General features: G+C 55.5%; 6 protein-coding genes and 1 pseudogene. 3 read left to right on the forward strand and 4 right to left on the reverse strand.

What is annotated here, in order from left to right:
* Window positions 1-211: 211 nt before the first annotated feature.
* Both ACF0H7_RS16080 and ACF0H7_RS16085 read left to right on the forward strand, forming a co-directional pair.
* Window positions 212-688, forward strand: a pseudogene (locus ACF0H7_RS16080) (IS66 family transposase); the annotation flags it as partial.
* 340 nt (window positions 689-1028) lie between these two features.
* Window positions 1029-7664 carry a DUF3320 domain-containing protein gene (locus ACF0H7_RS16085; protein WP_397453700.1) on the forward strand — a complete coding sequence of 2212 codons (6636 nt, stop codon included), beginning with the start codon at window positions 1029-1031 and terminating at the stop codon, window positions 7662-7664.
* Between the two features lie 746 nt (window positions 7665-8410).
* On the opposite strand, the gene ACF0H7_RS16090 is transcribed toward ACF0H7_RS16085, so the two are convergent.
* The 4 genes from ACF0H7_RS16090 to ACF0H7_RS16105 all read right to left on the reverse strand — a co-directional run bounded on the left by ACF0H7_RS16090 (window position 8411) and on the right by ACF0H7_RS16105 (window position 15507).
* Window positions 8411-8857: a hypothetical protein gene (locus tag ACF0H7_RS16090; RefSeq protein WP_397453701.1), complete on the reverse strand. Its 447-nt coding sequence runs from the start codon at window positions 8855-8857 to the stop codon at window positions 8411-8413.
* A gap of 107 nt (window positions 8858-8964) precedes the next feature.
* Complete coding sequence (locus ACF0H7_RS16095) at window positions 8965-11394, reverse strand: RNaseH domain-containing protein (protein ID WP_397453703.1); 2430 nt, start codon at window positions 11392-11394, stop codon at window positions 8965-8967.
* Window positions 11372-14485, reverse strand: coding sequence for a hypothetical protein (locus tag ACF0H7_RS16100; RefSeq protein ID WP_397453705.1), 3114 nt, complete (start codon window positions 14483-14485; stop codon window positions 11372-11374). The genes ACF0H7_RS16095 and ACF0H7_RS16100 overlap by 23 nt, the downstream gene beginning before the upstream one ends.
* Window positions 14473-15507, reverse strand: a complete 1035-nt coding sequence (locus ACF0H7_RS16105) for a hypothetical protein (protein WP_397453706.1) — start codon at window positions 15505-15507, stop codon at window positions 14473-14475. Before ACF0H7_RS16105 ends, ACF0H7_RS16100 begins: the two co-directional genes overlap by 13 nt.
* Window positions 15508-15672: 165 nt before the next feature.
* Here ACF0H7_RS16105 and ACF0H7_RS16110 point away from each other — a divergent pair, with 165 nt between their 5' ends.
* Entirely contained in the window at window positions 15673-16071 is a 399-nt protein-coding gene (locus ACF0H7_RS16110) for a hypothetical protein (protein ID WP_397453707.1), read from the forward strand.
* Window positions 16072-16096 lie beyond the last annotated feature (25 nt).

Raw genomic sequence — 16096 nt, forward strand, 5'->3', positions numbered from 1 at the left:
CTGAGTTGCCAACTCATCATGGCGTGATATGTGATACGACCTGTGAGACCGCAGCCAAGCCGATGGGCGAGCACCTCGTGGGGTTAAAGGGCAAACGGAGTGCGCAGGTCAGGGGTTGTAGGCTTGAGGATGGAAGCCCGAAGGGCCGAGACCGTCGCCCGCGACGTGGCTTGGTTTACGACCGCTGTACCCGAAGGGGGCACGTCCACTGATTCCGGCGCAGATCATCGATAAAGGTATCCCGACCGCCGGGCTGCTGGCCCACGCTATGATTGCCAAGTTTGCTGACCATCTTCCGCTTTACCGGCAGGAATCGATCTTCGGTCAAGCAGGCTTGGCGATTCCACGCTCAACCCTGGCTCAATGGGTTGGCGTGACGGGCGTGCAGCTGCAGCCTTTGGTCGATGCGTTGCGCGACGTAGTGCTAGGGCAGCAGGTTATGCATGCCGATGAAACACCCGTGCAAATGCTGATCCCCGGAACAAAGAAAACTCACCATTCCTATGTATGGGCCTACGCCACCAGCCAGTTCTGCGAAACAGCAACTGTTGTTTACGACTTCAGCCCGAGCCGGGCCGGAGAGCATGCTCGCAACTTCCTGCATGACTGGAAAGGCAAGTTGGTCTGCGATGATTTTGGTGGCTATAAGGCCAGCTTCGCACTCAGCGTGACGGAGATCGGGTGCATACGCCTTAGGTGGCAGTTGGAGGTGTTCATCAACGATCAGGTCGTAATCGGTTGACTCAGCAAAGCCAGGTGATCAATCAATTACTACCGCATAAGTCGCAACCGGTTTAATCACCCAAGGCGTGATGCTGGGACGCATACCGATCATCACCATAAGCGTCTCATTGAATGCATATGAATGCCTTGCGTTTTGTAAGGGCAAAACGATTGTCGTCGGTCAGGTTTAAGCGACCGTTCTGTGAAATCGGTCTATGATCGCCAGCACTTTCGGCGAATATTTTGCGTAGTGAGCAAAAAACTGTGCTCTCGTTGTTGTCGCCGCCATCAGGAAGGGTATGCACATGGACGAAGCTTCAGAAGTCGCCACTGAGATCACACACGTTAAGACTGTGCGCATCGAAAGCACGGTAGTCGCCAAACTTAATCTGGCAGATTATCAAAACGCAGTGCCGGTAATCCGAGAGCTGCGGGTCGTGAATGATACGACCACCAAGCACTCCGACTTGGTGTTGACGCTCACGGTTTACCCGGAAGTTTTTAAACCCAAGTCGTGGCGCATCGACGCCCTCATGCCTGAAACCTTTATGTTGATCCCTGGGCATGACTTGGCATTGGACGGCGTGTTACTGGGTCGCCTTACCGAAGCTGAGAATGCCACAGTCAGTTTCACGTTGACTCCGGCGGGCGCAGCAGATGTGGAAGACGCTCCTGCCGAGATCGCTAGGCTGGATCTGGATCTTGAATTGCTCCCTCGCAATCAGTGGGGTGGCTTGTCACATCTCCCAGACATGACTGCAGCGTTTGTTCAACCGAACGATTTAGCTATAGAACGGCTGCTTAAACAGGCCGCTGAAGTACTACGCAAAAGCGACAAGAATCCCGCGCTCGACGGTTATGCCGGCGGCGCTACGCGCGCCTGGGAACTGGCCGCCGCAATTTGGTCGGCCGTTGCCAGGATGGGGATCGATTACGCATTGCCACCGGCAAGCTTCGAGCAATCGGGACAGAAAGTTCGCAGTGCGACGCATATCACTGAGCACGGGTTGGCCACTTGCTTCGACTTGGCACTTTTTTTCTGTTCGGCCTTCGAGCAGGCAGGACTCAATCCTGTATTGGTCTTTACCAAGGGACACGCGTTTGCAGGGGTCTGGCTCAGAGAGGAAGTGTTTTCAACGGTGGTGGTTGATGACATCACGGCCGTTCGCAAGCGAATCAAGCTGAAGGAGTTGATGCTGTTCGAAACCACCTTCGTCGCCCAGCAGCCTGCTCCACCGTTCCACTACGCCACCGACCGCGGAGAACAACTGGTCGCGGAAGGGCTTGAAGACAATTTTCACCTGCTATTGGATATACGAAGGGCTCGCTTGCAGCGCATCAAACCACTGGCCAGTGCAGATGCTCAGGTAACAACCCTCTCAGCAGACGAATCTGAAAGTGACCATTCGGAACTTCTGGTAGGTAAAGCACCCAGCTTGCCCGATGCCGCCGAGCGGGTTGAGATCGACGCGCATCTGTTAGATCCGAAGGATCGCTTAGGAAGATGGCAGCGTAAGCTTCTGGATTTATCCCTGCGCAATAATCTGCTGAATTTCAAGGCAGGAAAGAAATCGCTGAAGCTGGAAGCACCCGATCCTGCCGCTCTTGAAGACCTTCTGGCGAGCGGTCAGCACCTTAGACTTCTCACACGTCCGGATTTGATGGATGGCGCCGATCCACGTGATCAGGCGTTGTACGAGTTGCGCGAGCGAGAGGACGTTCGCAAACTTCATGCGATGGACGCGCTGCAACGCCGCGAGGTGTTCGTCGGGCTATCGAGTGCTGAGATGGATGCCCGCCTTACCGAACTCTACCGTGGCGCCCGTACCGCCTTGCAGGAAGGTGGTTCGAACACGCTTTATCTTGCCTTGGGCTTCCTGAGTTGGGAGCGTGATGATAAGGCTGGGCAAAAATACCGTGCGCCGCTTGTTCTAATCCCGGTCACTTTGGAACGTAAAAGTGCACGCTCCGGATTTTCGGTGGTGCTGCATGATGATGAACCCCGATTCAATCCGACGCTGATCGAGATGCTTCGGCAAGATTTCGAATTAAACCTTGGGGCTTTTGAATCCGAGCTACCCCGTGATGACTCCGGGTTAGATATCGATGCGATCTGGAAAATGGTCAGCTACGCGGTAAAGGATATCGCAGGCTGGGAGGTCGTCGAAGACGTCGTCCTGTCGATGTTCTCTTTTGCCAAGTATCTGATGTGGAAGGATCTGGCAGAAAACGCCGACAAGCTTCGCGAGAGCCCTGTTGTACGGCATTTGTTGGATACGCCGCGCGACTCATTCCCTTCAGAGATAGCGTTTCCTGAAGACCGCCGCCTGGACATCGACTTCAATCCGCGAGAGGTATTTTGTCCACTGCCGTCGGACTCCTCACAGCTTTCAGCCGTAATGGCAGCGTCGAAAGGCAAAGACTTTGTTTTGATTGGCCCTCCAGGCACAGGCAAAAGTCAGACAATCGCCAACCTGATCGCCCAGTCGATTGCTCAGGGGCGTCGGGTATTATTCGTTTCGGAAAAAATTGCCGCACTCGATGTTGTTTATCGTCGACTTCGTGAGATCGGACTTGGAGAGTTCTGTCTCGAAGTTCACTCAAGCAAAGCGCGTAAAACCGACGTGTTGGCGCAGCTACAGTCTGCATGGGACGCCAAGGGCACAGTGGATGCAGCGACATGGCATTCAGAGGCCGATAGGCTCCAACTGCTTCGCGACGGTTTGAACATCTATGTTGATCGGCTACATCAACGCTATCCCAATGGATACAGTATCTACGACGCGATCGGTGTGGTTGTTGGGGGAGCGTCTGTTGTCTCGATTAATCTGTCGTGGGCGTCAGCGCGTGTGCATACGCGAAATGATCTTCTGGCCTTCCGTGAGCTGTCCGAAAGACTTGAAGTCAACGCCAAGGCAGTCGGATATGACGCACTAAAAAATCACCCGCTGAGCCCGATCGGGCAAGGTGACTGGTCGCCTTCCTGGCAGCAAGGATTGATTCAGGCGTCGCGGCAATTGCTTCCCGTGGCTCAAGCAGCCATCAATGCCGTCGAGCACTTCCAGGGTTCAGCGAGTTTGCCGTCTTTAGGATCGGCGTCGTCTGTCTGTGACGGACTTTCGCTTCTGTCGACCACATTGCCCAAAGCTGCCGGTAACGATTGGCGATTTGCCTTGCGCCCAGATGGCCGGACGATTGCGCAACGTCTCGGCGAGGGATGTGAGCTCGTTAGCAAGCACCGTTTGATAAACGCTCAGCTGTCGATCCCGTGGGCATCCTCCACCGTCCATGCAGCAGAAAAAGGCATAGGTTTGCTGGCTCAGCGTGCAACGACGTTGAATGAGTTAAGCGCTACTTGGCCTGATCACGCATTCGAGTACCTAAGCCAAGCTATAGAGATGCTCAACCGCATAAGTAAGATAACGGGTCAGTTGTCAGCGACGTATACCGAGGCCGTAGAGAAGCTTGATGTCCAGCAGCTATTAGATGATTGGAAGGAGGCCAAAGATTCATTCTGGCCGAAGTCTTGGATCGGCGCACGCCGGGTAACCGGCGTTCTTTCTGAAGCGATCTCGGGGGAGACTGATCCCGACGTGGCAAATGACTTGTTTATATGGATCGAGATTCGCCATTTACGTGACAAAATTAATGCCTTGGAACCTGATGAGCAACCGGGGGAAGTGTGGAAGGGGGCTGACTCCGTTGCCGCTCATTTACAGTCCGCTATTCACCTTCAGCAAGCAATTGCATGCCTGAAGGCCAGGGAGCAATGGACGGATCACGGATTCGTGGCGATCTCAGAAGGGCTTTGTGGCGAGCGTTTAAAAGCGGATCTGTCCCGCATGCGTGCTATCCGCATTCTGGATGAACAGTTAGATACCCTTGCTGATTTGGGCACCCAAACCGATGGACTCTGGTCAAGATTGTCGACCTCAGTACCTGCGCTCAATGCAGTCATCGCGTTTCAATCGCAAAAGCGCATCGTCGCTGAGCAGGGCGCCTTTGAGGGGGATCATGACGCGATCAGAAGCGGCCTATGCGGTAAAGCCATGCAAGCCGACTTTGCCCTCCTTATGCAGCGGCAAGAAATCGAAAGATCGCTTGCGGAGCTCGACGACCTGCGAGACCTCACCGCAGGGCTTTGGGGTGGGTTAAAGACCAAAATTGAAAAAGCACAGGGCGCCATGGAATTTCAGGCGCAGTTGGCCAACGCCATCGCGCAGTTGGCAACGACTCCAGAACTAATTGCTGCGTACCGGGCACCCGCTTTAACATTGCTGGGACACGCCAATGCGTTGCTGGAGCCACTAGGGGCGGTGACTCTCGCGGGAGCCAAACTTCGAGAAGCGTTCGATGCATTGAGCCTGCACCTATCAGCCTTGGCCACTGCCGGTCGATTCACGGAGGAAGGCCAGGCTGACGTCGAAAAGCTTTCCTTGGATCAGTTGGTCGCGCGATGTGAGGCCATCATCAAGTCGGAACATGACCTGCATGCCTGGTGTGCGTGGCGCAAAGTTCGAGGCGAGGCACTGACCGCAAACTTGTCAAACCTCGTTTCAGCCATCGAAGCAGGTGAAGTACTCGGCGGCGAAGTCCGCAAGTCATTCGAGACCAATTACGCACGTTGGTGGCTGAATACGGTGGTCGACGATGAGCCAGTTATACGCGGCTTCGTCAGTGTCGAGCACGAGCAGCGCATCCGCGATTTCAGAACGCTGGATGATCGCTTTACTGCGCTCACGCGCGACTGGCTGAGGGCACGTCTCTGCGCTGACCTACCGAATCCCGAGACGATCAGCCGTTCCTCAGAATGGGGGGTGCTGCGACATGAGATGAGTAAGAAGACGCGGCACATTCCGTTGCGTGAGCTGATGTCCAAAATCCCTGAGGCTCTGACAAAACTAACCCCTTGCTTGCTCATGAGCCCACTGTCCATCGCTCAGTACCTTGCTCCCGGGGCGAGCGCATTTGATCTGGTGATATTCGACGAAGCGTCGCAAATTCCTGTTTGGGATGCGATTGGTGCGATGGCCCGAGGCCGTCAAGTAGTCATGGTTGGCGACCTTAAACAACTTCCACCCACGTCTTTCTTTAACCGTGCTGAGTCCACAGAGGACGACGAAGACGTCGAAGCCGACCTTGAAAGCATTCTGGATGAGTGCATCAGCGCCAACTTGCCTACTCGCCGTCTCAACTGGCACTACCGTAGCCGACATGAAAGCTTGATTGCGTTCTCGAACCAGCGGTACTACGAATCCAAGCTCGTGACGTTCCCTGCACCAGTCACCAATGACCGTGCAGTGAAACTCTACGAAACACCTGGCGTTTACTCGAAGGGCGGATCAAGAACCAACCTGATCGAGGCTCGCTCATTGGTCGAGCACGTAGTTAATCGCTTACGAGCACCAGGGTTTAAGGAGAGCAAACTCACCATTGGTGTGGTGACTTTCAACGGCGAACAGCAAAAGTTGATCGAAGACCTGTTGGACGAAGCGCGCCGTAAAGACCCGACCCTCGAAGCCTATTTTGCCGACACCGAACTTGAGCCTCTGTTCGTCAAAAACCTCGAAAGTGTTCAAGGCGATGAGAGGGACATCATCTATTTTTCGATCACGTACGGCCGAGACGCAGCCGGTGTAGTGAGTATGAATTTTGGCCCAATCAACCGCCCCGGTGGAGAGCGTCGGTTGAACGTTGCGGTGACGCGAGCTCGCCATGAGCTTTGCGTCTTTGCTAGCCTGCAGCCAGAACAAATTGACTTAGCACGGACACAAGCAGTCGGGGTTCGTGATCTAAAACACTTCCTGGAGTTCGCCCAACGCGGGCCACGTGCATTGGCAGAGGCGGTCACTGGTAGCGTCGGTGGATTCGACAGCCCGTTTGAAGAAGCTGTGGCAACGGCGTTGGCTAGCCGTGGCTGGCAAGTGCATACCCAAGTTGGCGTATCTGCATTCCGGATCGACTTGGGGGTGGTCGACCCAGATGCGCCGGGCCGGTACCTTGCCGGAGTAGAATGCGACGGCGCGACCTATCACCGTAGTGCGACTGCGCGTGATCGAGATAAGCTCCGGGAGCACGTGCTGCGTGGCCTCGGGTGGGAGATTCTTCGCATCTGGTCGACTGATTGGTGGATCAATGCAGTCGGCACCGCTGACCGAATCCATAACGGCCTGAAAGAGCTTCTGGTTCAAAGTCGCGCCCAACGGGCGCAAAAAGAGACAGAGCAAGAGGCTGCACGCTTGTTGGCCGATGCAGCTGTAGCGCAGGTCATTGAGGTTATAGAGGAAACAGCGGTGCCGACTTTGGATGCGGCTCCGGAGATCAGTGCCAACGATAACGATGGTAATTTTGCGCAACAGCAATACGCGGGGCTGGCAGCTCCGTCCGCAGCGACTGACCTGCGACCGACACCGTTGCAACCGTCAAAAATCAATTACTACCGCGAGTGCGATCCAACTGCGGTCATCTTAGGTATCGACCCCGACGCGTTCTTTGAGGCTTCATACATAAGTACCCTTGAAGCGCTTATCGCCCATATCATCAGTGAGGAAGGGCCGATATTGGACGTCAACCTAGCGCGCAAAGTTGCTCGTGCACATGGCTGGGTTCGTACGGGGTCGAAAATCCGGGATCGAGTGATGTCATTTGCCCAGAACAATTACCGGATCAGTGAAGAGGATGTTGGCTCGTTTTTCTGGCCGCATCATGTACCAGATTCAAACCTGGTAGTGTTCAGACGACCTGGCGATGACAACAATATCCGCTCGGTGGACGAGATCAGCTCTGCAGAATTGGAAGCGCTGGCAAATGAGCTAGCTGGCTTGGGCAAGGAAGGGGAAGTCTTGCTCCATGCAATGGCCCGAGAACTCGGCCTTCAAAAATTGACAGCCTCAAGTCGACTTCGTCTTGAAAAGGCGTTGGTCAGTGCGGCCAGCAGATAACCCGCGAAGTAAATACGCCGCCTGGCGCTTGGATCGAAGCAGCGAGGCGGCGCATATTGGCTGAAGCCTATTTGCGGGGCTTACCTGCGTCGCTGCGCTTGTCTCGAATCTGGCCGTCCTGGTTCCGGGAGCGAGGCTGTTCGCCGCCTCCTGGTTTTGGGACATTCACGTCTTTGTTGATAGGGCGTCGATCAGTCATCGCAAAATCTCCTACGTTTAGTGGGTATTTCACAGGTACTGCCTAGGTGCCGATCGACACACCAAAACACATCATGTAGTGGTACGTGTTAATCGTAGGCACAACATAGCGCGCTTTGTGTCGATGCACAAGCTTCGGTTTGTCCCTGGCGATCATGGAGTATCTCGATTGAAGACCCGTCACCGGGCACACACCAGCGATGGAGAGGGGAGCCATCCGCGAACACCTAGATTTGCAAAACGGGCTACGATGGTTTCTTGAAGCGTCATTTGCAACGCGCACTCATTCAGGACGCGCGCGCAACTGAGTCAATGATTGACGATTACTTCGCTACGGATCTGGGGCTGTAAGCTCTGTCGAACCAGAGCTGCACATGACGCGCGTTCACTTCCGGCTATCACCTATCCACACGACATCATTACGACGCTCGTGGATTGAGTTCATCAGTACATCCGCTCACATTATAGATAGATTAGCAGTGCCGGTTCGATTGACCGGCACCGCCTAGGGTGTCGTTCTACGACATCTTCTGTGCTGCCCAATCGGTTCATATGAATCTTATGAGCGATTTGATGGCTACCCCAATCGCTGCCATCACGTTTTCAGTGCGCGCGTCGAGCAAGCTTCCGTAGCAGTTGCGAAGGTGACGCTGTTCTTCACGCGCGTGCTGGGCGGCAAGTGGATAACGATCGCCTGCCAAGCGCTCGATTTCTACCATTGAATCGAACCGGGAGATATCGTGAGCGTGCTTGCGACGCAAGCGTCTGTCGAATCTTCCGGTGTTCATCAATCCTAACGCATAGGCACCCATGACCCAGCCGAACAGCTCTTGGCCGGTGAACTCATGAATATCCAGTGAATTGATCAGATCCAATGGCAGCGTCGACTGAGTGCCAGCCGCATAAACCAGCACTGGTAGGGCCGCAGCAACGACTGCTCTGGTCGACAGCGGTGGGTAACTAATGCGAAGTTTGGTGTCGATAGAGTTAAACAAAGCAAAGCTCCTTGAAAGTGGCCACGGTGGGCCTGCTAACCCATCATAGGCCGCTCAAGGAACGGTGCAATCCATAAAGGGCCTACAAAAACTCGCTAGCCCACCGTTCAAAAGCTGCTTTTCCGATGTCGTTCAACCAATGGATGATCCTTGGCAATTTGATGCGCCGCATGCAAAGGAGACGGAAACCGAAGGTATCCATCCCATAAGGGGGCGAATTTGCACCAGAGCCCCACCTGCAAGGCCATTCGGTCGGGGTTTGCGAAATCACCTGGCTGGATCATCACAAACTCGGTAACGCCCAGTTGTTGCCACGAATCACGCAGCCGGGATTGCGTGATGTCGTAGCGAGTTTGATGACGCTGCGATCGCATACGGTTGTAGTGCTTGGTGTAGGAGGTGAAGTAGTAAACATTCGCTTGATGTTCCGCCTGGTGCACCCCGAGTTTATTGCCGATGTACATGGGGACTGTCGGGGATTTGCTATGCACCCCGGTCATCTGCGCCGTCTGGCTGTCAGCGCGCACCCGCAGCGCCCAGGCGCCTCGCGGGAACGCGGGTAAGCCGTGCCCAGCACCATCATTGAGACCTGGATAGAGTTTTTTAAGGCCTGCGTTCATCAGCACAATCAACGGTGCGTCCGCTACAGCGGTCGGGGCCAGCATTGCCCGGCTGATGAAACTGATCGCTTGATCTGCATCCATCAGTTTCTCGGTCGCATGAATCCGGCACAACCCCTCCTGATAGCCAACCCAGCCATCACCTGGCACCACGAGAGGCGTCGTCGAAGCGCTGGGTATGCCGATGGCTGCCGGGCAATACACCTCTAAATCGCGAGAACCAATTTTCGCCCTGGTCACCACTGGCAGGTACATGTCGGTGAACTGTGGGCGTATGGATTCAAGGTAAATCGAGATGACTGTGGTGCTGCTGTCGATACCTCTGAGCTGGCGCAGGGGCTCTGGGACGTAGCCTGTACTCCTTATGGCATCGAGCAAGCTGTTGAGCGCAGGGTAATCCACCGCCTCATCAGTCTCCTTGCTGGCTGCTTGGCGCTTGGCTACCAGCTTGGATATCCGCTTACCCATTTTTCTATCTGCAGACGAAGGAGCAGAGCTGCCGGATTCGCCGGAGCTACCCTGGCCGGCAGCTGGCGGTAGGTGCCATATAAACTGGGTAGCAATCCCATGCTTTGCAAACAGCGTTCGCAGGATATGCTTGGGGTCAGTCTCCGATTTGGTGGCGACGGCAGGCACTGATTCGACGATGGCTACTTTTGCCCCCATCTCCACAACGTGGGGGAGCACCTCGCTTTCGAACCAATGCTTGACGTGATCGTGGGACGTCAGCTCAGTCAGGGCTTGTGAAGCCCCAGGGCGCTGTATCTGCTGGAGAATTACCGACGGCCTAACCCCTTGCTTGAAAACGGGCGTCAGGTCATCTAGGCGCTCCTTGATGTCTGCGACGCGAGCCATGATGTCTGTGTGCGCTGTGATCACCGCGATTTTGATCGGCTTATTATCAACATCCTTATCGCGTGTGCGGACAGACACCATGTTGCCCAAGTGGCGAGTGAGCATGGGTTTCGCGCTGGTAACTGAACGCTGGAAGTGAAAACTCGCCTGATCGAGAAAAAGGGGGCCGGCACCGTTACCCACAGGCCAAAACGGTGGGGTGTGAGTGTGGATAGGGCGAAGCTTCCCTATCAGCTCAAGGTCACCCAGGCCGAGCAGGGGAAGCTCTGTAGCGCCAAGCTGTTTGAGCACCTTGGGCGCAACGGTGCTGTAGCGGGTTTCGAATTTGCCGTCAGCGGCTCTGGGCGGGATATAGACGCCAAATTTAGAAATCCCGTGCCCGGTATCGAACCAGACCTTGTTTGTAGCGTGCCGCCACTGAGGCAATATATGGCTTAAATGAACGCACACGGCTGCGTAGGGCTGCAGCCGGCGATGAACCAAAACCAACTGAGTTGTGATCGCGTGCATTGCGATTGCTTGCCGCCCCTCATTCGCATACGTCAGCGGTTCATCCCAAGCGAGCAGCGTGGCATCGCTGCAGAGCCTCAGATTTAGAGGTTTGGAAGACGCCATCGGCTGCTCTGTCATGCGTTGAGCGAGCATCCAAGGCACAACCTTGTACATCGTGGTTGACTGCTTGGGATCGGCGAAAAGCGTTGAGGCATGCAGAGGCGATGGCTCACCCGGTCGCAAAAAAGAGGCCACTTCCTGTGCGCCCTCAGCTGTTTCTTCAGCCCAGAAATTGATCGCTTCGCACACCTGATGATGCGAAAGAGGGTTTATGGATGCTATGGCAGGTGCCGCCCCCCTCGCATCCGGCTTGTAGTTCACCCATACCGGCCCGCCGGAAATGGCACTGAGAATTTCCTCTAGTCCCCCTGTGGGGAGGCTGGGTTTTTTGAAGAGCTGTGTGAGCCGCTTCCACCCATGGCAGTATTCATCCGTTGCCCGAAACTGGTACACCGGAGGCAGTTCTTCGGGGTCGAACTGGAAAAGGTTAGTCCTCAGTTGGAGGGTCATCGTGATACCTCATGCTCGGATCAGGTGTGGATTCATCAATGTATTGGTGCATGGCGTCTACGAGCCCGGCGTGATGTCGGGAAAACTCTCCCCAGTGACCCGCGTCCTCTAGCGTTTTGATGGTGGCTGCGAGCAACTGCGCCCATGTCGTGCGGTTGTCGTAAAACGCCGCATCGGCCAGATAGCAGGTGACAGGCGTCCCGCCACGGCGAGCACGTCCCACCAGCTGAGTCAGCGTTACGAGGACGTTCATCATGGTGAAGTGCCTGATCGCTTTCGGCTGACGGCTGAAGTAGGGTGGAGATGTGCGGATACCGTTGAGCGTCCTGTTCGCCAGCAATCTTTCTTCGATAAGCGCAAGACCTGGGCTGGCATTGGGCAAGACCTGGTCGCCAACGATGTAACAGAGATGCGCAAGGTTGTTGCCAGGCTGATCAGAGGAGGGCATTGGGCGTACACAGACCACGACGCCCCCCAACGCTGATTTTCCTTCTCGGGTAACGATGTTGTGTCCCCGGGCCATTGGGTAAATGGAGCTGACGAGCAGATCCACGTCGGCGCAGGGGCCATCGGCGAAATTAACCAGATGGTCGTAGGTCATCCTCTGGGCGCGGGGCAAGCGATCTTGTCGATCTTCTTTTTTGCCACCACGCACCCACCCGACTTTTCTCGCGCCGCCGCTCACCTCATAAAGCGTGGAGGCTAGTTCTTTTGCTTCAGTATCACTGCCGGTGACCAGCAGCAGGCGTGCGCGCTTGGTGGTTTCGACGCACGCTTTGAGCGCGGCGAGTTTCGCGTTAAGCCACGGCCATAGTTCCTGGCCCAAATGGCGAACATTTTCGAGACGGTTTTCCATGTCCGAGCCGGAAACATGGAAGTTTCCGTGCACATTCTCGAAACGGATATTGCCTTTGGCGTCGGGTACGTCCACCAGTGTTTTGGCGCGCAAATCAAAGCTGCTGGCGCCCGGAAAGTAGGCTGTGGCACTGAAGCCGATGAAGGTTCGATCGACGCCAGCGTAGATCTGTGAAGTCAGGTTAGGCAGAAATTGCAACGTGCGATGCGGGTCTCCGCACATGGCGACCACTTGCAATGACCAGGAGTTACGGCCTGTGCGTTTGCGTTTGAACCCATAGACGACCCGTTGCAGTGGGCCCAATGGTGTTGGACTGAACGGCGCTGAACCGGCAAGATCCTGTTGAACTTTGACCGCAGAAGGAACCTTGGCTCGAACCATGGCTGGAATATCGGCGTAAAGCGTACGCAGGCTCTCTTCGATGTAATGCAAGCTGGCTCGCAATATCAGCGCCGCGATGAGCCGCTTCACCTTGTCGTCGTTTAAATGCCTGCCCAAGAGCTTGGCTTCACCCAGATGGTCAAGCGCGATAGCAATATTGAGGTAAACCTCCTCGGGTGCTGGTTGTGCATTGTTGCGGGAGAACGTGCGCAGCAACGCTTGTAGGTCAAGGAAATGAGGGGCTATAGGCCCCTCAGTGAAACCACATACGGCGTCCAAATCCTCAGCGGGCAGTCCCAGGCTATCGCTGATAAAAAGGTCGTCAGCGCGTTCCCAGACCGTTTCTCGGTTGGGCCACTGCAGCTTGCCTTGTGCCAGGCTGAGCAAGCGAGTGGTATTCATAATGACGGCAGGGCAGGCTCGCTGTACCCGGAACAATACGCTGTCATCCAAATCCGGAATGCTGTCCTTGCCAAAAATTTCTAGATACAGCTCCGCAAGACTGCTGTGCTCGCGGTGGTTGCTTAAGGGCAGCTCGAATTTACTGGTATCGATGGCGCTTTGTAGTAAACCGTCGATTTCATCGATCAGAAAGAGCGGTGCCGAGCGCAGCAACAACTCCAGGATACTGTGAGTCGACACCCCAGCCCCCTCGATGGGAATCCGTGTGGTGCTGGATATCAAGGCATGGTGGTTCACAACGACAATATCCGCTGAGAGCGCTTGCTCAAGCATCGTCCTTTTGCCGCATTGTGCCAGCAGCGGGCAGTTACGCAGCCGCTTTACAGCCTCTTGACCCTCGCTGTGACCCACCAGATTGAGGTTAAAGCAAGGCTCGTCGTCCGGCTTGCTTACGCTTCCATCGGTTGCGCAATAATCCAATAAACAGCGGTAATCATAGGGATGATCATCACGCCCCGACGCAACGTAATAGCTGCTGGTGCTGGCGATTTTCCGCTGCGAATGCAAAGGGGCGATGCGTACCTGACTGGCCACCACGTTCGCTTCCCGCTTGAGGGTTTCAACCGTGTTACGGACATCGGTGAGCGTAGGGACAGCGATGACAACCCTGTGTCCCGCCATCGCACTCGCCAAAGCCATAAGGTTAACAGCGACGCTTTTACCAGAGCCAGTAGGCGCATTAACGCGGTAGAAGGAGCCGGCTGCAGCCTCCACACCGCCATTTTTGGGGACAATGTTCGACAGCGATACTCTGTGGCTGGAATGCAGATTGAGCTGGGTGTCGACCGCGGCCGCATCCAGCAGGGCAGCAAGGTCATGGAGCGTTTGCCAAGCCCAGTGATGTGAGGGCACGTAGGGCGCTTCAACCATCTCAAGCTTGGCATCAGGCGGGTCGAGCCGCACTCTTAGTTCTTCGGGAATGACGAAGGTTCGGTAACCCTCGGCCGTGTGCTCGCGCAGTCTTACCGCGCCTGATTCGGGTAATACAACAGGGGCCGATGCGGTAGACAGCTGCCTGATGGCGTTGAGCAGCTCGTCAATGAGCCCGTCGAGGTCAAAGCCTGGCTTGAGATAATAAAAATCCCTTTCCCTGAGCTTTGCCACTGAGAGCTCATCATCAGCCTCCACCAGGCGAAAGGGGCCTTTGGAGGACAATAGGAGCTTGCTGGCCTGGGCGATGAAGTTACCGCTGAAGTTAAGGTCGTACGGCCGGTACTTGATCAGTTGCATGATTTGCTTACGAACAAGCTGCGACGCGGTTTCCCAACCAATCCACAGGTGGGGACGCCCTGTCAGCAGTGCTTCTGCATCAGCCAGCATCGGCTCCTTGCTGATGTGCTTGACCGCCAGTGCGAGCGCCAGGCTGGTCGCATTCTCAGTTAGCGTCGGCATAGGCGCGCAATCCGGGTGATGCATTGCGACTCGGTCATGATCTGGTGACCGTCACACTGCTCGCGCAGAGAGGGCACCTCTCCTTTCTGATAATCAGGAATGACTATCCAGACGCCCGTTGCTTCGGTGTTTGTCAGGCGGTGGGCCAAAAAGCGCATCGATCGCCACACCTTCGCGTCCAGCCAGATTTCCTGATCACCGACCTCGATCTTCACATCGCTTCGATCAACGTCGGGCCACAGGGTAGGGTGTAGGCCCAACTTCGCGAGGCGATCATGTAGCCGGCGCTCCAGAAGGCCCGGAATCAGGGTGAATTTCCATAGGGCAGTATTGAGCCTATACCGATTTTCCGCATCGATCGCCGGCACCTGGCGCCCAGTGTCCATCCGAAACAATTCTTCGTTTGACCAACGGCAAACGCCAGTGGTTTTTTCACACCACAGTGATCCACAGCACACTTCTATGCGCTGGATCTGCATCGGCCAGCCACAGGAGGGACAAGGATAGAACCTACCAGCCTTGGTGAGGTGATCTGGAATTTCCTCGAAAATCGACTTGAATTGAACGCCGAGTTCAATGAGAAAATCCACCGCATGGGCGCTATGGATGTGGGGGTGCTCACACAGAAACAGGCGGAAGGTACGGTACTCGTCATCGCCGCGGGGATGGTGCTGGCAGCGGTCACGAACGTCCTTGACCATGCCCTGGACGCCCTCCCAGCCTGTGCTGGGATCGTATTCAAGGCCAATTTCATCGCAGAGGACGCTAGGCTTATCGTTGACCTGAAGACAGCCCTCAAAGCCTTGGCGATACTGATCGTCGATCCACCTTTCAATGGGCAAACTCAGACAGCGGTTCAGTGCCGGAATGCTCAGCGCAGGCTGGCCGGGATTTAGCCACCAGAGGATCGAGCTGACCTGACGCAGTATGGCGTGGCGCTCCGAGACCATCGATGCGTCGAGTTTGGCTGCCTTGACCAAGGCGCTCATCAAACGCTGAGCGTCGATTTCCACTGGAACCATTGGAGGCCCCCCGAAAATGCGCGCGCACGAGCGAGTGGCCCGTGTGCTTGTGGACTTTGCTGATAAAATGCCGCGATAGAGGCTGGTTCAATATTGGCGATAACGCAAGTTGCTCCGCCAAATGGAGCTTTTCCCGGGGTGTACACCCGATTAAGGAGGCAGTAGATGAAGGATCAGGCCAGACTACGCTCTCAAGGTGATTTTCCAAACAAGCGAGACGTTGAATACGCCACCGTCTTGGTTGACCTTGCGCACAGACTTCTACCCAGCAACCTGCAAAATCCTCTCTACGCCGACGACCATCTCGTGGCAGGCCTTTCGGAATCCCCGAGCGGACGGCTGACCTATGACACGCTGTACCTGGACGACCTTGCGCTGGCACAGGCCTTCGCGGATTACCTGAACGTCGTTTTTCAAAGGCGTAAATACGCAGGCCAGTACGCTTTGAGGGTTGAAGTTGCGACCACCACCCAGACAGGGACGGCCACCGAGCAGCGGCTAAGGCGCTCAGAAGCTGTGCGAGCACTGCTGTGTGCTAAGGGCGTAAGGGGTAGCTCCCAGTGACCTCAAGAGGATGAATTAACGCTAA

Origin of the sequence: Pseudomonas sp. NA-150 (assembly GCF_044336365.1) — a bacterium.
Taxonomy (GTDB): domain Bacteria; phylum Pseudomonadota; class Gammaproteobacteria; order Pseudomonadales; family Pseudomonadaceae; genus Aquipseudomonas.

What these genes read in the sequence shown, in the direction of transcription:
- ACF0H7_RS16085 (WP_397453700.1), top strand. Translation starts at nt 1,029, where the DNA reads ATGGACGAAGCTTCAGAAGTCGCCACTGAGATCACACACGTTAAGACT.
- ACF0H7_RS16095 (WP_397453703.1), bottom strand. Translation starts at nt 11,394, where the DNA reads ATGACCCTCCAACTGAGGACTAACCTTTTCCAGTTCGACCCCGAAGAA.
- ACF0H7_RS16100 (WP_397453705.1), bottom strand. Translation starts at nt 14,485, where the DNA reads ATGCCGACGCTAACTGAGAATGCGACCAGCCTGGCGCTCGCACTGGCG.
- ACF0H7_RS16105 (WP_397453706.1), bottom strand. Translation starts at nt 15,507, where the DNA reads ATGGTTCCAGTGGAAATCGACGCTCAGCGTTTGATGAGCGCCTTGGTC.
- ACF0H7_RS16110 (WP_397453707.1), top strand. Translation starts at nt 15,673, where the DNA reads ATGAAGGATCAGGCCAGACTACGCTCTCAAGGTGATTTTCCAAACAAG.